Annotated in this window: 18 protein-coding genes; 10 read left to right on the top strand and 8 right to left on the bottom strand. The window is 55.4% G+C overall.

Going from position 1 to position 19,021, the window contains the following annotated elements:
* Positions 1 to 43: 43 nt before the first annotated feature.
* A complete protein-coding gene (locus tag HZS52_RS13650) occupies positions 44 to 1,105 on the top strand; it encodes an efflux RND transporter periplasmic adaptor subunit (RefSeq protein WP_190372970.1) in 1,062 nt (353 codons plus the stop codon).
* A gap of 17 nt (positions 1,106 to 1,122) precedes the next feature.
* On the top strand, positions 1,123 to 4,266 hold the full coding sequence (locus HZS52_RS13645) for an efflux RND transporter permease subunit (RefSeq protein ID WP_190372969.1): 3,144 nt from the start codon (positions 1,123 to 1,125) through the stop codon (positions 4,264 to 4,266).
* 11 nt (positions 4,267 to 4,277) lie between these two features.
* On the opposite strand, the gene trpC is transcribed toward HZS52_RS13645, so the two are convergent.
* From trpC to HZS52_RS13630, 3 genes are read right to left on the bottom strand one after another with little or no spacing between them, the layout of a single operon-like run.
* Positions 4,278 to 5,081: an indole-3-glycerol phosphate synthase TrpC gene (gene trpC, locus HZS52_RS13640; RefSeq protein ID WP_190372968.1), complete on the bottom strand. Its 804-nt coding sequence runs from the start codon at positions 5,079 to 5,081 to the stop codon at positions 4,278 to 4,280.
* Positions 5,082 to 5,105: 24 nt separating this feature from the next.
* The gene (gene trpD / locus HZS52_RS13635) at positions 5,106 to 6,125 is read right to left on the bottom strand and encodes an anthranilate phosphoribosyltransferase (RefSeq protein WP_027958429.1); all 1,020 of its coding nucleotides are present in this window, start codon (positions 6,123 to 6,125) and stop codon (positions 5,106 to 5,108) included.
* Between the two features lie 37 nt (positions 6,126 to 6,162).
* Positions 6,163 to 6,798, bottom strand: coding sequence for an anthranilate synthase component II (locus tag HZS52_RS13630; protein WP_190372967.1), 636 nt, complete (start codon positions 6,796 to 6,798; stop codon positions 6,163 to 6,165).
* A 384-nt stretch (positions 6,799 to 7,182) separates the two neighbouring features.
* Between HZS52_RS13630 and HZS52_RS13625 the strand changes: the two genes are divergently transcribed.
* Positions 7,183 to 8,097 carry a metal ABC transporter substrate-binding protein gene (locus HZS52_RS13625; RefSeq protein WP_190372966.1) on the top strand — a complete coding sequence of 305 codons (915 nt, stop codon included), beginning with the start codon at positions 7,183 to 7,185 and terminating at the stop codon, positions 8,095 to 8,097.
* Positions 8,098 to 8,111: 14 nt separating this feature from the next.
* Here the strand turns inward: HZS52_RS13625 and HZS52_RS13620 are convergent, their stop codons facing one another.
* On the bottom strand, positions 8,112 to 8,855 hold the full coding sequence (locus tag HZS52_RS13620; RefSeq protein ID WP_009287986.1) for a phosphoglycolate phosphatase: 744 nt from the start codon (positions 8,853 to 8,855) through the stop codon (positions 8,112 to 8,114).
* 103 nt (positions 8,856 to 8,958) lie between these two features.
* On the opposite strand from HZS52_RS13620, the gene HZS52_RS13615 reads away from it, so the two are divergent.
* Positions 8,959 to 10,257 carry an NAD(P)/FAD-dependent oxidoreductase gene (locus tag HZS52_RS13615; protein ID WP_190372965.1) on the top strand — a complete coding sequence of 433 codons (1,299 nt, stop codon included), beginning with the start codon at positions 8,959 to 8,961 and terminating at the stop codon, positions 10,255 to 10,257.
* 21 nt (positions 10,258 to 10,278) lie between these two features.
* Here the strand turns inward: HZS52_RS13615 and rpe are convergent, their stop codons facing one another.
* The gene (gene rpe, locus HZS52_RS13610) at positions 10,279 to 10,971 is read right to left on the bottom strand and encodes a ribulose-phosphate 3-epimerase (protein WP_190372964.1); all 693 of its coding nucleotides are present in this window, start codon (positions 10,969 to 10,971) and stop codon (positions 10,279 to 10,281) included.
* 252 nt (positions 10,972 to 11,223) lie between these two features.
* On the opposite strand from rpe, the gene cysP reads away from it, so the two are divergent.
* Genes cysP through HZS52_RS13590 form a run of 4 tightly spaced genes read left to right on the top strand, consistent with a single transcriptional unit; the run spans position 11,224 to position 15,033 of the window.
* Positions 11,224 to 12,234, top strand: a complete 1,011-nt coding sequence (gene cysP / locus HZS52_RS13605) for a thiosulfate ABC transporter substrate-binding protein CysP (RefSeq protein WP_009287983.1) — start codon at positions 11,224 to 11,226, stop codon at positions 12,232 to 12,234.
* A 26-nt stretch (positions 12,235 to 12,260) separates the two neighbouring features.
* A complete protein-coding gene (cysT, locus tag HZS52_RS13600; RefSeq protein ID WP_190372963.1) occupies positions 12,261 to 13,115 on the top strand; it encodes a sulfate ABC transporter permease subunit CysT in 855 nt (284 codons plus the stop codon).
* Positions 13,115 to 13,942: a sulfate ABC transporter permease subunit CysW gene (gene cysW, locus HZS52_RS13595; protein ID WP_022522802.1), complete on the top strand. Its 828-nt coding sequence runs from the start codon at positions 13,115 to 13,117 to the stop codon at positions 13,940 to 13,942. Before cysT ends, cysW begins: the two co-directional genes overlap by 1 nt.
* Positions 13,939 to 15,033: a sulfate/molybdate ABC transporter ATP-binding protein gene (locus tag HZS52_RS13590; RefSeq protein WP_190372962.1), complete on the top strand. Its 1,095-nt coding sequence runs from the start codon at positions 13,939 to 13,941 to the stop codon at positions 15,031 to 15,033. Before cysW ends, HZS52_RS13590 begins: the two co-directional genes overlap by 4 nt.
* Positions 15,034 to 15,095: 62 nt before the next feature.
* Here the strand turns inward: HZS52_RS13590 and HZS52_RS13585 are convergent, their stop codons facing one another.
* Complete coding sequence (locus HZS52_RS13585; protein WP_022522800.1) at positions 15,096 to 15,704, bottom strand: alpha-ketoglutarate-dependent dioxygenase AlkB family protein; 609 nt, start codon at positions 15,702 to 15,704, stop codon at positions 15,096 to 15,098.
* 280 nt (positions 15,705 to 15,984) lie between these two features.
* Here HZS52_RS13585 and HZS52_RS13580 point away from each other — a divergent pair, with 280 nt between their 5' ends.
* Both HZS52_RS13580 and HZS52_RS13575 read left to right on the top strand, forming a co-directional pair.
* The gene (locus HZS52_RS13580) at positions 15,985 to 16,887 is read left to right on the top strand and encodes a DMT family transporter (protein ID WP_027958421.1); all 903 of its coding nucleotides are present in this window, start codon (positions 15,985 to 15,987) and stop codon (positions 16,885 to 16,887) included.
* Between the two features lie 150 nt (positions 16,888 to 17,037).
* Positions 17,038 to 17,631, top strand: coding sequence for a YajG family lipoprotein (locus HZS52_RS13575; protein ID WP_190372961.1), 594 nt, complete (start codon positions 17,038 to 17,040; stop codon positions 17,629 to 17,631).
* A gap of 49 nt (positions 17,632 to 17,680) precedes the next feature.
* On the opposite strand, the gene HZS52_RS13570 is transcribed toward HZS52_RS13575, so the two are convergent.
* Together HZS52_RS13570 and HZS52_RS13565 are read right to left on the bottom strand one after the other, a co-directional pair.
* On the bottom strand, positions 17,681 to 18,313 hold the full coding sequence (locus HZS52_RS13570; protein ID WP_141440886.1) for a class I SAM-dependent methyltransferase: 633 nt from the start codon (positions 18,311 to 18,313) through the stop codon (positions 17,681 to 17,683).
* A gap of 54 nt (positions 18,314 to 18,367) precedes the next feature.
* Entirely contained in the window at positions 18,368 to 19,003 is a 636-nt protein-coding gene (locus HZS52_RS13565; RefSeq protein WP_138800518.1) for a TIGR04211 family SH3 domain-containing protein, read from the bottom strand.
* Between the last annotated feature and the right edge of the window lie 18 nt (positions 19,004 to 19,021).

The following is a 19,021-nucleotide window of genomic DNA, read 5'->3' as shown; positions in this document are numbered from 1 at the left end:
ACTGTCACGCTGTTTATTGACTGTTATTTTTTCAGGAGCTGCCTTGTTATCTCTATTTTCTTCCCTGACTCGCCTAGGCGCAGGCGCTGTTTTAACCCTGAGCCTGGGGGCCATGGCGGTCGCTCAGGAAAACCGTGTTGAGACGCAGGTAGTTGCTGACTCTCCCCGGATAGAGATATTGCCACTTACCGGCAGCGTCAGTGCCCCACGTACCTCGCTGCTATCAAGTACTGAAGCGGGTCAGGTCAGCGAGCTAACGGTTGAGATGGGCGACACAGTCACTCAAGGCCAGCCGCTGCTCTCCCTGGATACCCGCGATATTAGCCTGGAAAGCCAGCGCGCCCGCGCGGATCTGGCCCAGGCCGAAGCCGAGCGTGACGAAGCACAGCGCCTAGTAAGCGAAGCCAACCAGCTCTCGGCGCAAAACTTTGCCGCCAGCGACCGCCGCCAGCGTGAAAGCGCTTTAGCGGCGGCCCAGGCCACCCTTGAAGCGCGCCGAGCAGATTACGAGCTGGCTCAACTGCAGCTTGAGCGTCACCAGGTACGCGCCCCCTTCGACGGCATGGTCACCCACCGGGAGAGCAATATCGGTGAGTGGGTCAACCCTGGCGATACCCTGCTCACCTTGGTCGATTTAGCTTCACTTCGTTTAGATTTCTCGGTGCCACTCTCTGCCTTCCAACGCTTTGAGGGCTCTCAATTAGAGGTGCGCTTAGAAGGCAGCGATCAATGGCACCCGGCGCGCACCCTCGCGCGTATTCCTCTCGATGCCAGCTCAAGGCAGTTTCTGCTTCGCGCGGCGCCGGAAACACCGCTGGAGATGCTGCCAGGTATGGCGGTGGAAGGCCGTTTGCAACTTAACGGCGAAAGCGGGCCCAGCGTGCCGCGGGATGCCCTCATTCGCCGCCCGGATGGCAGCGTTAGCGTTTGGCTAGCCCGCCAGAGCGATGATACTTGGCAGGCGTTCGAACAGCGGGTTGAGATCGGCAGCAGCTACCAGGGAGAGGTCGCCGTCAATGAGGGCCTATCAGCGGGAGACCGCGTTATCGTCGTCGGTAATGAGCGGCTTGAAGAAGGACAAAACGTGTCCCTGAGCGACGACTAAAGGAGCCCGCCCCACCTATGTTTGCCGCCATTATTCGTCACGGCATCTTGGTTAGCGTCATTACGCTGATCCTGCTGATTCTGGGTATCGCCGCCATCTGGCGCATCCCTGTACAGATGATCCCTGACCTGGAAACCCGCGTGGTGGGTATCGAGACCCAGTGGCCGGGGGCTACGCCACAGGATATTGAAAAGGATATCCTGATCGAGCAGGAGGAGTTCCTGCGCAATGTGCCTAACCTGCAGCGCATGGAGTCGACAGCAAGCAGCGGTAGCGCCGAAATCGAGCTAGAGTTCCCTTTCGGCGTCGATCTCACCGAAACCTTGATTCGGGTTAACAACGCGCTAAGCCAGGTGCCCTCCTACCCCAACAACGTCGACCAGCCGCGCATCGTGGCCAACTCGTTCTCCGCCAACGCTTTTATGTACTTTAACGTTGGACCCCGGGAGGGCAATCCGCGCCAGCTCGATATGCCCGCCATGCGCGACTACCTGGAAGATAACGTCCGCCCGCGCCTGGAGAGTGTTGCTGGCGTATCAGAAGTCACGGTTTCCGGTGGCGCCGAACGGCAAATGCAGCTGTTGATCGACCCCGAAGCGCTAGCCGCCCGTGAACTGAGTATCGCTTATATTCAGGCCGCCCTTCAGGCCCGCAATCAGGATGTCTCCGGCGGTAACCTAGAGAGCGGCAAACGCCGCTACCTGCTGCGTACCGTAGGCCGTTTTGAGGATGTTGAAAGCCTTGAAGCGCTGATTCTCATCCGCGACGGCGACGCGGTTACCCGGCTAAGCGATGTGGCTGAGGTGCGCCAATCCTACGCCGAACTCACATCCCGCGCTTACAGCTCGGACGGTCAGCCGGTACTGAGCGTGCAGGTGCGCCGAGAACCGGGCGCCAATGTGATCGACATCAAGCGCGCCATGCTCGACGAAGTCGCGGCGCTTAATGAAGGTCTACTAGCCGAGCAGGGCATGCGCATGACGCTCTCCAGCGACGACGTGCGCTACGTGGAGTCATCGATTGCCAATGTTTGGGTTAACCTGGGCCTGGGCGCGCTGTTTGCCACCCTGGTGATGTACGCCTTCCTGCGCTCTGCCCGCGCCACCATGGCCGGGGTTATCGGCATCCCTATCTGCACCATCGCCGCCTTTCTAGGCCTGCTGCTAGCGGGCCGCACGCTCAACGTTATTTCGCTGGCGGGTGTTGCTTTCGCCATTGGCATGACGATAGACAACACCATCGTGGTGCTGGAGAGCATTGAGACCCAGCGCCGCCGAGGCTTGGCGCGTTTTGAAGCGGCTCTCGAGGGCGTTAAGCAAGTATGGCCTGCAGTGCTCGCTTCAACGTTGACCACTATTTTAGTCTTTGTGCCCATCTTCTTTATTCAGCAGGAAGCCGGGCAGCTCTACTCCGATATTGCAGTGGCCATCTCAACCTCGATTATTGTCTCAATGGTGGTTGCCATTACCGTTATTCCCACCCTGGGCGCGCATATCGATTTTCGTGGTAAGGAGAGTGCCTCAACGTCATCACCGCGCTGGGTACGCGGCTGCCTGTGGGTGGTTGATGGCATGATCCGCACTGCTTCCCGGCGCTTTCTCGCTATCGTGCTGGGCATCATGGGAGGTATCGGCATTTTTGTATTGTTGACACCCCCGGCCGAGTACCTGCCCGAAGGCGAAGAGGCCAAAACTTTTGCCAGTATGAACGCCCCGGCGAGTTACAACCTGGCCACCATGGATGCCATTGCGCAAACGCTGCAGCAAGAACTGGAGCCCCATGTAGGCGCTGCTCCAGAGGGCTTCGAACGCGGCGACACCGATATCCCGCCGATTCGCACCATGGGCATACAAGCCGAAGCTCAAAGCCTACGGATCATTGCAGAAACCATCGACCCCACCCATATTGAAGCCTTGATGGACGCCCTCACCCGGCGCTTTGAAAGGTACCCGGACATGCGCGCCTTTGCCGCCCGTGGCTCGATTATCTCCAGCAACGACGGCGGAACGCGCAGCATCACGCTGGATATTGCCGGCAACGATCTAAACGAACTCTACACCACCGCCAATGCGATTTATCAGCGCGCCGAGACAGTGTTCGACAACCCGCGCATTCAGTCGCGGCCCTCCGCCCTGGATCTTGGCCAGCCGCTGATTGAGGTGTATCCCGATTGGGAGCGCGCCGCAGAAGTCGGCCTGGATACCAACGCCCTGGGCACCACCGTCGCGGTGCTCACCAACGGCGCCTACCTGGATGACTTTTATCTCAACGACGAGAAAATCGACCTTTACGGCTATGGCCCCGAGGCGGGGGATATTGACCTGGATGCCCTTGCCACCCTGCCCATCTATACCCCTTCTGGTGTGAGCGTTCCACTCAATACCCTTGCCGAAATTCGCGAAACCGTGGGAACGGCCACCCTTCGGCGGGTGGATGGTCGCCGCAGTGTTACGCTGGACGTCATCCCACCTCGCAGCGTGGCGCTGGAAGCCGGTATCGACCGTATGCAGCGTGGGGTGATTGAACCACTGCGCAATGAGAGCACAATCCCTGCCAACATTAACGTCAGCGTGACCGGCGCGGGGGATCAGTTAGACGCCACCCGCCAGGCGCTTATCGGCAATGCGTTAATTGCATTAGCTATTGTGTATCTGCTGCTGGTGGCAATTTTTGCCCACTGGGGTTATCCGCTGCTTATCCTCGCCACTATTCCATTAGGCGCCGCTGGGGGAATTGTGGGGCTATGGCTAATGAATACCGTGGGAGCTCAGTTGCCAAAAATTGGCTTGAGTGCCATCAGCCAGCCGTTTGATATGATCACCATGCTGGGCTTTTTGATTTTGATGGGGACAGTGGTTAACAACCCGATATTGGTTGTTCATCAGGCGAGAGAGAATCTGCGCACGGCGAGCATGGGGGTTCGTGAAGCCGTTCAACAGGCGGTAGAGAGCCGTTTAAGGCCTATCGCCATGACGACTCTCACTACCCTTTGCGGCCTTTCGCCGCTGGTGTTTCTGCCTGGGGAAGGCACCGAGCTTTACCGCGGCGTTGGGGCCATTGTGCTATTCGGGCTGCTCGGCACGGCGATTGTCACCGTCACCTTCTTGCCAGCGCTTACCGTCGCCGTGCTCAGTTGGAAAACCAAACGACCGGCGAGCTAAAAGCGGGCTACTTAGAAGAACAAACGCTTAAGTGCCAACCCCGGGTCACTTTCGCGCATAAAAGCTTCGCCAACCAGAAAGCCGTTAACATTGTGGTCACGCATTAGCTCAACGTCATCGCGGGTATGAATACCCGATTCGGTAATCACCGTGACGCCCTCAGGAATGCGCGGCAACAGATCCAGGGTGGTATTCAGGCTGGTTTCAAAGGTATGCAGGTTGCGGTTGTTGATGCCGACCAGCTTTAGATCCAGTGCCAGGGCACGCTCAAGCTCGTTGGCGTCGTGCACCTCGACCAGCACATCCATACCCAACTGATTGGCCTGCTGGTGCAGGTCGCGTAGCTGTGCATCGTCCAGGGCAGCAACGATCAGCAGAATACAGTCAGAACCAATCGCCCGCGCTTCACAGACCTGATAGCCATGGGTGATAAAGTCCTTGCGAATCACCGGCAGTGTGCAGACGTCCCGAGCGGCAATTAGATAGTCTTCATGGCCCTGGAAGAAGTCGGCGTCGGTAAGCACGGAGAGACAGGCAGCGCCGCCCTGGGCATAGCTTTTGGCGATATCCGAGGGGTGAAATTCTTCGCGAATAACGCCTTTTGACGGTGAGGCTTTTTTCACCTCGGCGATAATCGCCGGATCACCCGTTGCGATGCGCATATTCAGCGCCTCAATAAAGCCACGCGGGGTGCTCTGCTGCTCTCCTAACGCGAGCAAATCCGCCTCTGGAACGGCCTGACGGCGCTCTGCCACCTCCTGGTCTTTGCGAGCAAGAATGCGCGTTAAAATAGTCGGCGTTGCCTGTTGAGTCATGGTGGTCTCTTCTTATTTAAGAACTTACTGCTTAAAAACGCTGGTGAAGTGCGAAAGCTCTCTAAGCTTCTCAAGCGGCAGTTTAGAAGCTTGCGCGTCCTGGGCTACCATCACACCCTCTTTTAACGTATCCGCGACGCCCGAACAGTAGAGCGCGGCCCCTGCGTTTAGTGCGACCATATCGGCAGCGGCACCTTCACCGGAAAGCGCTGCCTTGACCAAGCGCAGGCTGTCTTCGGCGCTGGCGGCTTTCAGCGTTGCCAAGCTCTGGCGCTCAATACCCAGCTCTTCGGGTGTAATGGTGTACTGGGTAATCTCACCCGCTTTAAGCTCGGCTACCAAGGTGGGGCTGGCCAGAGATATCTCATCCAGGCCGTCCTCGGAGTGAACGACCATCACGTGGCGGCTACCCAAGGTTTGCAACACTTCAGCCATCAGCGGCACCAGCTCCGGCGCGTAAACACCCAGTACCTGATTGGGAGCACCAGCGGGATTGGTCAGCGGGCCCAAAATATTAAACAGCGTGCGCACGCCCATTTCACGGCGGGGGCCAATGGCATAGCGCATGGCCGGATGATGATTAGGCGCAAACATAAAGCCTACACCCACCTGCTCGATACAGCGCGCTACCTGGTCAGGCTTGAGATCCAGGTAGATACCCGCCACATCGAACAGATCCGCACTACCCGATGAAGACGAAACGCTTCGGTTGCCATGTTTGGCCACATGGGCACCAGCGGCAGCGGCGACAAAACTGGCGGCGGTGGAAACGTTAAACAGGTTGGCACCATCGCCACCGGTGCCGACAATGTCCACAACGTTTTCAGCACTCAGTTCAACGCGCTTCATCAACTCGCGCATTACTTGAGCAGCGGCGCTAATTTCCGCGGCGCTTTCACCTTTCATGGCGAGGCCTACTAACAGGCCACCAATTTGTGCATCGCTTGCATCGCCGGTCATAATCTGACGCATCAAAGCGTGCATGGCATCGAAAGAGAGGTCTTCGCGGCGCATCACCGCATTAATCGCATCTCGCATTTGCATGAGCAGAAGGGCCCCTAAAAGCGTGTGAAACCGGCTATCAGCCGCGTTTTAAAAAGTTGGCCAACAGCTCATGGCCTTGGCGGGTAAGAATCGACTCGGGGTGAAACTGCACCCCTTCAATATCCAACTCGCGGTGACGAAACCCCATGACTAAACCGGGGGTTACGTCGTCATCACCTGTCCAGGCAGTGATTTGTAAACAGTCGGGCAGGCTCGCTTTATCGACCACCAGGGAGTGATAGCGGGTAACCTCAACCGGGTTATCCAGCCCTTCAAACACGCCTTGGTTAGCATGCAGCACAGCGGAGGTTTTACCATGCATCACCTGCGGCGCGTGCACGACCTTGCCGCCATACACTTGGCCAATCGCCTGATGGCCCAGGCAAACGCCTAAAATAGGCAGCTTGCCTGCAAAGTGTTTGATGGCGGTCATGGATATGCCCGCCTCGTTGGGCGTGCAGGGCCCAGGCGACACCACCAAGTGTGTCGGCGCCAGCGTTTCGATCTGCTCAATGGTGATTTCGTCATTGAGGTGAGTGATGACTTCGGCGCCAAGCTCCCCCAGGTACTGGACAATGTTGAACGTGAAACTGTCGTAATTGTCCAGCATCACCACTTTTTGCGCTGACTGTTCCTGTGATGGCTGTTTATGCACCGACTGAGCTTGCGCCATTGCCCCACTTACTCCGTTGTGTCATTTCGACCACAGATTAAACCGTTAATGGAGTGATGATACCGCAACCGAGCACTCCCTTGCAGGGGTTAAGTGTCAACCAGCCCCCTCCCCTTTAGACCACCAGCGCTATGGGCGATAAATCACAGCTTTGGGGATGCCACACCGATGCCGCGAATAAGAAACCGTTCAGCCAGTCATAAGGCACGCTATGCTTAGGAGTGTAATACTATTCAGCATAGTGGCACTTTTCACTTGAGGGAATCCTCCCTTGGGTAATACTTCTTGCGGCCTCGCATTGCAGTGGAACTGGCAACGGGCCACCGCAGTCTTTATTATCTGCCGTCTTTTTCGATAGTTTTTTTAGCCAGTTAGGAGCGTGGGATGTCAAAGTGGTTTACCTGGGTGTGGGCGCTCTTATTCGTCGCGCTGATAAGCGCTGCGCCAGCTTATGCCAACACAACGCTGCGCGTAATTGCCTCCTTTTCAGTCATGGAGGAGCTAGTCAAACGAGTGGCGGGTGACACTGTCAGCGTCAATGTCATTGTGCCACGGGGAGAAGATGTTCACCGTTGGGAGCTAACCCCACCCAACGTACTGGCGTTAGAAGAGACGCATATTGTGTTTTATAACGGGCTTGGACTAGAGCCTTGGATACGCCATGTTGAGGCGATGTCTGACGACCGGCTAACGCTAGTGGAAGTGGCTAAAAAGGCCGACTATACGCCGCTGACGATTTCCACCGGGCAGTATAAAGGCGAGCCAGACCCGCATATGTGGATGGATCCAGAGGGCGCTGCAGCCTACATCGATGTCATTGCTGAGACCCTGGCCGAGCATCTACCCGAGCAAGCCGATGCGTTTTATACCCGCGCTGATGAGGCACGCAAGGCGCTGAACAATCTTAACCAAGCGGTAAAAGAGCGGCTTGAAGGTATTCCACAAACTAACCGCACATTACTAACCAGTGAGGCAGGTTTTGGTTATTTTGCCCGCGCCTACGCCTTTGATGCTCAAGGGGTGTGGGGGGTTAACCACGAGACCCAAGGCAGCGCCCAGGCAATGGCCAAGATCAGCGAACAGCTTGCCGAGAAACGCCCCCCTGCGCTGTTTTTTGAAAGCACTACACCTAGTATCCATATGGACGCCCTGTCCCGGGAGGCTTCACTGCCCCTAGCAGGTCCGCTGTATGTCGACTCGCTGAGCGCTGAAGATGGCCCCGCTGCCAACTACGCGGACATGCTGCGCCATAACGCTGAAGTGATGCATACCGCGCTAGGGGGCGCCACGGCCGAGTAAGCGACCGACCAAGCCTAGTCAATGACCTTTGTCGGTCGAGGTGCGTTCAACAGCAACTCAGTTAACGAACTGAGTACTAGGTCGGGATGGCTATTCTCTATCGGCTCCCCATGGTTATAACCATAGGGCAGCGCCAGAGTAGTAAAGCCTGCCGCCTTTCCAGCCGCCATATCGTGACGTGAATCGCCGACCATCACACATTCAGTTGGCGGTATTTGGCAATAGTGCGCAGCGTGAAGCAGCGGCAATGGGTGGGGCTTCTTTTCGGCCAAAGAATCACCGCCGAGACATAGGGTAAAATAGTTCAGCAGCTCGAAGTGATTTAACAGCGGCTCAATGAAGCGTTCGGGCTTATTGGTAATCAGCACCAGGGTCAGACCTTGCTGGTACAGCGCCTCTAGGGCTTGCTTTACGCCAGGGTAGAGCGTTGTCAGGGCATTAGGTGCAGCGCCGTAGTGCCCCATAAACGCATCATAGGCGCGCTGTTGCAGGCTAGGTTCTGGCGGGGCTTGCAACGCCCAGGTCAGAGCTCGTTCCACTAATACCGGCGCGCCATTGCCCACCCAATCCCGCACCTTTGCCTCATTCGGCTCGGGTAAATCCAGCTCGCTTAACGTGCGTGCCACGGCGGCGGCAAGGTCGGGCACTGAATCGATCAGCGTTCCGTCCAAGTCGAAGGCAATTAGCCGTTTTCCCTGTAGCACTGGGTGTCGTTCTGAGTAGTGGCTTGGATGTATTTTCAATGCGCTCTGCCCCATTTTGATTTAAAAACCATTTTACCTACTCAAAGCAAACGTTCGCATTAGTCAGACGCATCAGAACCTTCTATGCTGGGGCTAATTTAGTTAAGGAGGTAGTGATATGCCCACTCCCAGAATCGTGATTGTCGGCGCCGGTGCGGGCGGCTTAGCCCTTGCCACACGATTAGGCCGCACCTTGGGTAAGCGCAAACGCGCAGAAATTGTGCTGCTAGACCGCAATACCACCCACGTATGGAAACCGCTGCTCCACGAACTGGCCACCGGTGTACTGAACTCCAGCATGGACGAGGTGGATCTTCGCGGGCATTCATCGGCTCACTTCTACCGTTATCAGCGCGGTTCGCTAACCGGCATTAATCGCGAGCAACAGACGCTGCAATTAGCGCCGATTCATGATGAAGATGGGCAAGAGGTACTACCCGCCCGCGAGCTTGCCTATGACTATCTGGTCATGGCCATAGGCAGCGTTTCCAACGATTTCGGCACGCCCGGCGTGGCGGAGCACTGCCACTTTATTGATTCGCCCGAGCAGGCCAAGGCGTTCCAGCGCGATATGATCAACACCTTTCTGCGCTATACCGACCCCAACCTACGCCAACATACTCAGTTAACCATTGGTATCGTCGGCGGCGGTGCAACAGGGGTAGAGCTTGCGGCCGAATTATTTGACGCTTCGCGCATGCTCAATGCCTATGGGGTGACGTCCGTTGACCACCAGCAAATCAGCGTACACCTACTGGAAGCGGCGCCGCGCTTGCTTCCAGGGCTTTCCGAGCGGGTCAGCCAAACTGTCAAAACAGAGCTTGAGAGCATGGGCGTAACCGTCCATACCGATACCGCCGTTAAAGAAGCTCAGGCGCATCAGTTGATCACCGGTGACGATGAAGTGATCAAAACCGATATCAACGTGTGGGCAGCGGGTATCAAAGCGCCGCCGTTTTTGGCGGAGCTAGGCCTGACAACGAATAAGAAAAACCAAATTGAAGTAAAAAGCACCCTACAAAGCGTCGATGATGAGAAAATTTTTGCTCTAGGCGACTGCGCCAGTTGCCCGATGGGTGAAAGCGGCACGGTGCCTCCTCGCGCCCAGGCTGCTCACCAGCAGGCTAAGCTGCTCTCCAAAAACCTGGTCAATAAACTGGAAGGCAAACCGCTAGCCGATTTCCGCTACCGCGATCACGGCTCACTGGTATCGCTGGCCCGCTACGATGCGGTAGGTAATTTGATGCGCAGCTCCGCCTCCCGCGGCCTGTTTTTAGAGGGCTGGCTGGCTCGCCAAGCCTATGCATCGCTCTACCGCATGCACCAGCTCTCTATTCATGGGGCGCCGAAGACGGGGCTGGCCTGGCTGGTCGATAAGCTTAATCGTTACTTAAAACCGCGCATGAAATTGCACTAAACGACACTCGACACTGACTTTTTACTTGGCCAGCGCCGCTCGCATCTGCTTGATCACCGTGTCATAGCCGTGCGGGTCGCTGGCTTGGTAGGCGCTGAAAATGGCGGATCCCGCCACAAAGGTATCGGCGCCTGCTGCGGCGATCTCGGCGATGTTATCCACTTTCACCCCACCGTCGATTTCCAAGCGCATATCAAATTTTGAGGCATCAATGCGCGCCCGTGCTTCGCGCAGCTTGTCCAGCGTGCCGGGGATAAAGGATTGCCCACCAAAACCTGGGTTGACGCTCATCAGCAGCACCATATCGACTTTATCCATCACATAGTCGAGATAGGAGAGCGGCGTGGCCGGATTAAATACCAGGCCGGCTTTACAGCCACCATCACGGATCAGCTGCAGCGAGCGATCAACGTGCTCAGACGCTTCCGGGTGAAAGGTGATATAGCTGGCGCCCGCCTCAATAAAGTCGCTGATCATGCGGTCTACCGGTTTAACCATTAGATGCACGTCGATGGGCGCCGTGACGCCATGCTTACGCAGCGCCTTACACACCATGGGCCCAATGGTCAGGTTGGGCACATAGTGATTATCCATGACGTCGAAGTGCACCACATCCGCGCCTGCAGCCAGCACGTTATCCACCTCCTCACCCAGCCTGGCAAAGTCAGCCGATAAAATAGAGGGGGCAATCAAGAAATCCTGCGCAGCGGTCATATTCCATTCCTGCTTATCAATCAGTAGACGAAGTGTAGACACTCGATATACCCGCGAGTGTGCAGGCAAGAGAGCAAAGCCAGGCTGCTATCTTATCAGAGCCGCTTAACAGAACCACGTATCCGCGTCGCGCATCTCATCACACACATATTCTTAAATAGAATATAAAGCATGATTGTAATTCCACATTGATAGATTTAACCTTGCCAATATCGCGATACTAAGCGCTTACTGTTTTTAAGGAGTTTCTCTATGGCACTGCCAACAATTTTCCGCCGCAGCCTGATTGCCATTGCATTAGGCGTTACGGTAAGTGGAACCGCCGCCGCCCAAGAGCGGGAGCTACTTAACTCATCTTACGATATCGCTCGCGAGCTGTTTGCTGCGATCAACCCCGAGTTTCAAGCCTGGTGGCAGGAAGAACACGGTGAAGAGATTGCCATTAGCCAGTCTCACGGCGGCTCTTCCGCACAAGCCCGTGCCATCCTTCAGGGTCTACGTGCCGATGTGGTGACCTTTAACCAGGTGACCGACGTGCAGGTACTTGCCGATGCTGGGCTGGTGGCCGAAGATTGGCAGGATGCCTTTGAGAACAATGCCTCCCCCTACTACTCCACCACCGCCTTCCTAGTACGTAAAGGCAACCCTAAAGGAATTGAGAGCTGGGACGACTTAGTCAAAGAAGATGTACAGATGGTCTTCCCCAACCCGAAAACCTCGGGTAATGGTCGTTATACTTACTTAGCCGCCTGGGGCTTTGCCGAGAACGAGTTCGATGGCGATGAAGAGCAAATCGAAGAGTTCATGCGCACCTTCTTAGCCAACGTAGCGGTGTTTGATACCGGCGGTCGTGGCGCAACCACCAGCTTTATCGAGCGTGAAATTGGCGATGTACTGATTAGTTTCGAGTCTGAAGTCAACAATATTCGCAAAGAGTATGGCAGTGACGACTACGAAGTCATCGTGCCACCCGTTAGCATTCTGGCAGAGTTCCCCGTTGCCGTTGTTGGTGAAAACGCAGAGCGCAACGGTAACAGCGATTTGGCCCAGAGCTATCTTGAGTACCTTTACACAGAAGAAACTCAACGCCTACTGGCAGGCTTCAACTACCGAGTGCATAACGAAGCCGTGGTCGAAGAGTTCGCCGACCAGTTCCCGGAAACCGAACTGCTTGAAGTAGATGAAGTGTTTGGTAGCTGGGATGAAGCCATGGAGACCCACTTTGAGGGTGGTGGCCTTCTCGACCAGTTACAGCGCCGCTAATATTCACTCATGAGCCAGCCTGAACTATGAGTCAACTTGCCTCCTGGCGAACCGGCAGCACCCGCGTGCTGCCGGGTTTTGGCCTTTCTATGGGTATCAGCGTGCTGTTTATCTCGCTGGTGCTGCTGCTCCCTATTACGGGCCTGTTCGGTCAGTTAGCGAAGCTTAGTTTTGCCGAATACTGGGCGATCATCACCGAAGGGCGCGTGGTTGCCAGCTATATGGTCACCATTGGCGCGGCAGCCGTTGCAGCGATTATCAACGCCATATTTGGCTTATTGCTGGCGTGGGTGTTAGTTCGCTACGACTTTCCTGGCAAGCGCTTACTCGATGCCTTAATGGATCTCCCCTTCGCGCTACCCACCGCAGTGGCAGGCATTACGCTGGCAACCCTTTATGCCAGTAGCGGCTGGATGGGTGGATTGCTGGAGCCGCTAGGGTTTCAAGTCGCTTACACCTGGGTGGGCATCGCCCTGGCTATGGCCTTTACCAGCATCCCGTTTGTAGTGCGCACAGTGCAGCCGGTGCTGGAAGATATGCCAGTGGAAGTCGATGAAGCCGCTATGTCATTGGGTGCTACCGACGGCGTGGCCTTTCGCCGCGTGATCTTGCCGCATATCTGGCCTGCCTTGGTGACCGGCACTGGGCTGGCGTTTGTTCGTTCGCTAGGCGAGTTCGGAGCGATCATTTTTATCGCCGGTAATATGCCTTATGAAACGGAAATCACCGCGCTGATGATTTTCGTCAAGCTGCAAGAGTATGACTATGCGGGGGCCTCGGCGATTGCTTCAGTGGTGCTGTTTGTCTCGCTGGCGCTGCTACTGGCCATTAATATTTGGCAGGGCCGCTTTGTGCGCCGTCTGCATGGAGGTAAGGGATAATGCGTCGAATTGGTGATGCGCCGCTTATCCGGCGCCTGCTGATAAGTGCCGCTCTGGTGCTGTCAGCACTGTTTTTACTGCTGCCGCTGGTGGCCATTTTTGCCCAGGCATTCTCCCAGGGCGTTATGGTTTTCTGGTCGAATGTCAGTAACACCTTCACCCTGCACGCGATTGGTCTGACGCTGATGATTGCGCTACTAACCATTCCCGTGTGCCTGGTATTTGGCGTTGCCCTGGCGTGGCTGGTCACGCGCTTCAGCTTTCCTGGGCGGCGCATTTTGCAAACGTTGATCGATATCCCCTTTGCGGTCTCTCCCGTTGTCGCGGGTCTGATTTACCTGCTGCTGTATGGCCGCAACGGCTGGATCGGCACTTGGCTGGACGGCCATGATATTCAGCTGATGTTTTCTTGGCCGGGCATCCTCATGGTGACTATTTTTGTTACCTGCCCCTTTGTGGCCCGGGAACTGATCCCGTTGATGCAGGCCCAAGGCTCCCGTGAAGAAGAAGCAGCCGTGACGCTTGGTGCTTCCGGATGGACGACCTTCCGGCGCGTCACGCTGCCCAACATCCGCTGGGCACTGCTGTACGGCGTTATCCTTACCAACGCCCGTGCGGTGGGGGAATTTGGGGCTGTTTCAGTGGTTTCCGGCGCTATACGCGGCAAGACCAATACGCTACCACTGCACCTTGAGCAGCTTTATCAGGATTATAATGCCGTAGGGGCGTTTGCCTGCGCGGCGCTACTCGCCTTTATTGCCCTACTGACGCTCGCCGCCAAGGCCGGGCTGGAATGGCGCGCAGCGCGCCGGGAGGCATTTGCATGAGCATTCACTTACATAACATCGCTAAGCACTTCGGCACTACCCAGGCGTTAGAGCCGATCAACCTGGATATTCACGAAGGCGAGCTAGTCGGCCTGCTTGGCCCTTCGGGCTCGGGCAAAACGACGCTGCTGCGGATTATTGCCGGCTTGGAAAATGCCGACCGCACCGCACAACCCAGCAAGATTTTGTTTGGCGACCGCGACGTGACCAATGTACATGTGCGCGACCGGCGAATTGGCTTTGTTTTCCAGCACTACGCGCTGTTTCGCCATATGAGCGTCTACGACAACGTGGCCTTTGGCCTGACCGTGTTGTCGCGTAAACGCCGCCCCAGCAGCGGTGAGATTCGCACCCGGGTGTTTAGGCTACTTGAAATGGTCAAGCTGGAGCACCTCGCCAACCGCTACCCTGCTCAGCTTTCCGGCGGCCAGCAGCAGCGAGTATCGCTAGCCCGCGCCTTGGCAGTGGAACCGGAAGTACTGCTGTTGGACGAGCCTTTTGGCGCACTTGATGCCAAAGTGCGCCAAGAGTTACGCCGCTGGCTGCGCCACCTGCATGACGAGTTCAATTTCACCAGCGTCTTTGTCACCCACGACCAGGAAGAGGCGCTGGAGCTTTCCGACCGCGTCGTAGTCATGAGCAACGGCCGTATTGAGCAAATTGATACTCCCGATGAGCTCTACCGGGAGCCCAAAAACCGCTTTGTGTTTGAGTTTTTAGGCGATGTGAACCATCTGGAAGGCAAAGTGACCAACGGCGTACTTACCTGTGGCGATGCCTATTGGCACGTGGATCTACCCGATGGCCATGAAGAGCTGCTGCTACGCCCCCATGAAGTGCGGCTAACCGAGCAACCCACCTCTGAGAGCCATCTACCGGTCACTATCACGGCGATCTCACCGGTGGGCGCGGAAGTGCGCGTGGAGCTAGAGGCGGATTGGCTCGCCCAGCCTTGGCTGGCTACCGTGCGCCATACTGACTTTGAGCACTTGGCGCTACGCCGCGGGCAACGCTTATTCGCCCACCCCCGCCACTGGCGACGCTTTCCCAAAGCTGAGTCGAAAGCGACGGAGCAAAGCCGCGTGGCATAAAGCTGCTGAAGCGCTAGCTGCCCTAAATGGAGCAGCTAGCGTTGACGTTTCATCGCATTAGCTCAAAAACGCATTTGCCTAAAGGTCAGGCTCACCCGTGGCTCAACATCTTTCTTGGTTTTAGGCAGGCTATGTAGCCAATTTTTCTGTGTGGTGCCTTTCATAATTAACAGACTGCCGTGCTCTAGATTAAGCGACACGCTCTCCCCTGTTGGCTTATGTTTAAACGAGAATTTCCTTGCGCCGCCTAGGCTCAACGCCCCGATTGATCCACTCTCAACAAGGTCTTTTTCGGCGTCACTGTGCCAGCTCATGCCTTCATCGCCTGAGCTATAAAAATTACCCAGACACGAATTAAACATCTCCCCGCAGTGGCTCTCCACCACCTGCTTAATCTCTCGTAAAAAATCAGGCCATACTAACGCCATCTTTGCATATCCTGAGTATGTATAGGAAACCGGCTTATCCGCATACCAGGCTATTTTCCTCTTTGTAACGATCTCTTTGCCGTAAATAAACGCACGATCATGCTCCCAGGTTAATTCGCTTAGGCACTTATCCAGATACATATCGGCGGTAACTGTATCCAAGACTTTACCGTGGTAGTAAACCTCACCATCCCTTGGAAGCAGATTAATCAACTTCATATCGTCGTTTTCAAACAGATCCATTTTCACCCCTCTAATGCCCGAAGCCGCGGAAAGCGGCGCCAGCCGCCCCGTGGCACGAAGCCAACCCCGACGCCTCAAACCATAAGCCTTCACATTCCGGTTTAAAAACACGTAACAAGAGCAAGAAACGGGTTTTTTCGATGCTATCAAAAGCCAATACTGCATTGCCATGGAGTAAAAAACCAAAAAACACCCTGACCACTCCAGATAAAAAACTTAAAAAAACCAACCATCACTTAGCGGCTTGAGGCTAAGAGAAAATCTTGCAAAGGGACATAAAATGAGAGCAATAGACTATATACGACTGCTGTCGCTAGCCGCTATCTGGGGAGCAAGCTTCCTTTTTATGAGAATCGCCTCACCGGCGATAGGTCCAATCAACACAGCATTTTTTAGAGTCTTTTTTGGCCTCATTGGTTTGGCTTTTATCATCGTTATCATACGTAAAAGCCTGGCGTTCAGAGGCAAACTAGGCAAAATTTTGATTTTGGGTGCTATAAATTCAGGCATCCCATTTCTTATGTACAGCATAGCAGCAACACTACTACCTACTGGCTATTCAGCGATTCTAAATGCGACAACGCCTTTAACAGGTGCCATGATTGGCTTTTTTATCTTTAGCGAGAGTTTAACTATAAAAAAATGGCTGGGCGTAACGCTAGGAATTGTTGGCATCACTGTTATCACCACTGTGGGTGACTCAAGTATCGTTGGCAACATCTATATTGGCGTGGCTGCCTGCATGATAGCCACTATTGGTTACGGCTTTGCTGGCTTTCTTACCCGCAAGTGGATAACCCAACAGGGTGGCCTGGATTCAACGCTGGTTGCGTTTGGCAGTCAAATAGGCGCTACCGCTTTTCTCAGCCCTTTTTTGCTTTGGAATATTTCATCTGGCCCCACTATCGACTGGCTTCAAGGTGATGTGTGGATCAGCCTGTTCGCAGTCGGCTTTTTATGCACCTCCCTCGCTTATATCCTTTATTTTAGATTGATTGCCGACATTGGGCCGTTACGGTCACTCACCGTTACATTCTTGGTGCCACCCTTCGCGGTGTTATGGGGCTTTTTAATCCTTGATGAAACAATTTCCAGCGGATTCTTACTTGGCTCTTTGATCGTTTTACTTTCCGTTTGGCTAATCGTGAGTCCCGATTCTCAAAAAAACAGCCTAACGGGCTAGCTTGTTTCACTGCTTTCGCATTCACAACGGTGTGCAAAGGCAATATACAGTGAGACATCGGAAGTGATTGAGCAAAGCCACATCGCCAGAACATACCGCCAACGCGCTACCCGCGTTATACTGGCGTTTTAGCCATAGCGGAGGAAGACCATGCTTCGGCGTCACTTTTTACGGATTTCGGGTGTACTGCTTGCCAGTGCATGGCTTGCTGGTTGCGCAAGCCCCCAATACTTACAGCTCAGCCCTGAACGCAGTACCCAGGTGCCGCAAGTTGGCTCAGGCCAGCAGGTGACTGTGATTGCCCAGGATGGACGCGAGAGCGACATTATTGGCAATCGAGCAGGTGGTGGTATGTCGACGGCGCACATTACCGTGAGCAGCCACGAGTTAATTCCCCGTCTCCAAGAAGAAGCTGAGCGCGCGGTACGCGATATGGGCTTTAGCCCCACCACCGAGCAGGCCGAAGGCCGCCCGAGCTTAACCCTGGAACTTGCCAGCCTGCACTACGCCCGTGGCGACAGCGGCCAGCCACTGGTAGATGAAGCACGTCTTGAAGGCGTTTTCCACGCTATTGCTAAAAACAAGGGCACTACCTATACGGGCACCTACACCTCGCGCCGTACCCAGGGCTACGCCCTTAAGCCCGATGCCGACAGCAACGCACGGATGCTTAGCGACCTACTTAGCGATGGCATGAACCGCGCCTTTAGCGATCCAGAACTGGCCAATTTACTCGCACGCTAAGATTACCCTTTATAGAAACACCTCTGACTCGGGCTGCGCCTCTTTACTCCTAGAGCCGCGGCCCGCGTCGTTCAAGTGCCCATACGCTTTCCGTTCGGCCACGCTCATCGGGGCTGCCCTCTTCCAGAAACGTCAGTATGAAGTTGGGGGTGAACAGGCTTTCGATTTCGCTGTTGGGCACGCTATAAGGCGGCCCAGCACTGCCCTCAGGATGCGACAAACTAATCAGCAACCCCTTGGCACCAGGCGGCACCAACTGAGCAAGGTGAAACGCATAGCGCTGCCTTGTTGCAGGTGGCAACGCTATCAGCGAGGCGCGATCATAAAACGCCCCGATCTCGGCGGCTTGCTGGATATGCAGGTGAAAAAAGTCCCCGCACCATAGCTCCACGCTGCCTTGGCGGGAAATCGTAAAATCTGCCTGACGGTAGCGGGATACCGATGTGCTGCGCTGAGCCAAAAACTGCTCAATGGCTTCCGGGGCAAACTCAATTCCCAGAACGGGATAACCCTCGTCTGCCAACCAGCGCATATCAAGGCTTTTACCGCACAGCGGCACCAATACCTTGGTGCCTTTAGCAACGCCGAGCGACGCCCAATGACGCAGCAACGCCGGGTGTGCCTGCTGCAGGTGAAAGCCTATACGCCCTTCTTGCCAGCGCTTGCGCCATTGATCGCTCATTATTTGGCCACCGTGAAGTCGATTGCACTAGCGAAGAGGAGGCTTATCGCGCCGTTAAAACCAGCGGTCACGCTTTTTACGCCGCCGCGGTAGGTGCGGCACAATCAGTCCCACCAACAAACCTGCGCCAGCCACACCGCCGCCATACATGAAGTAACGCATCAGCAGGTCTTCTTCCTGGGTTTCCAGCCGCGCTTGGAGCGCCCTAACTTGCCGGCGGGACTGCTCCGCTTGCGCATCCAGCTCTTGGTTGCTGGCCTCAAGCTCGGCAATGCGACGCTCACGCAACTCTAGAGTCTCAGTCATTGAGGCCGTACGCTGTTCCCAGGTTTCATTGATACCCTCAAGCTCGGCGGTGAGTTCCTCTACCTGGGCTTCTAACGCAGGTAGCTGTTCAACCGCACTGGGTGTTTCTTGAAGCTCATTGCTCAACACCCAGACCGCATTGCCATCACTGTTGCGCACTCGGGTGTAGTCACCGCTGGTTTCCAGCACCTCTACCTGCTCACCTGCGTTGAGCGTGCCAATAATGCGGTAACCATCAGTTGGGCCGCTGCGCACATAGGTGCTCAGTTCATCGGTCACCCAGGCTTGGTTAGCAGATTGGGCAGTGGCATTGAGGCTGGTAACACTGAGTAAAATGCCAGCCGCAGCGGCGTAATTTCGATAACGAGTTCTATTTACTAGCATGACATCATGTCCTGATTA

Source organism: Vreelandella titanicae (assembly GCF_014697095.1).
Taxonomy (GTDB): Bacteria; Pseudomonadota; Gammaproteobacteria; order Pseudomonadales; family Halomonadaceae; genus Vreelandella; species Vreelandella titanicae.
Note: the sequence above shows the minus strand (reverse complement) of the source record. Positions and strands in the feature narration are given on the sequence as shown.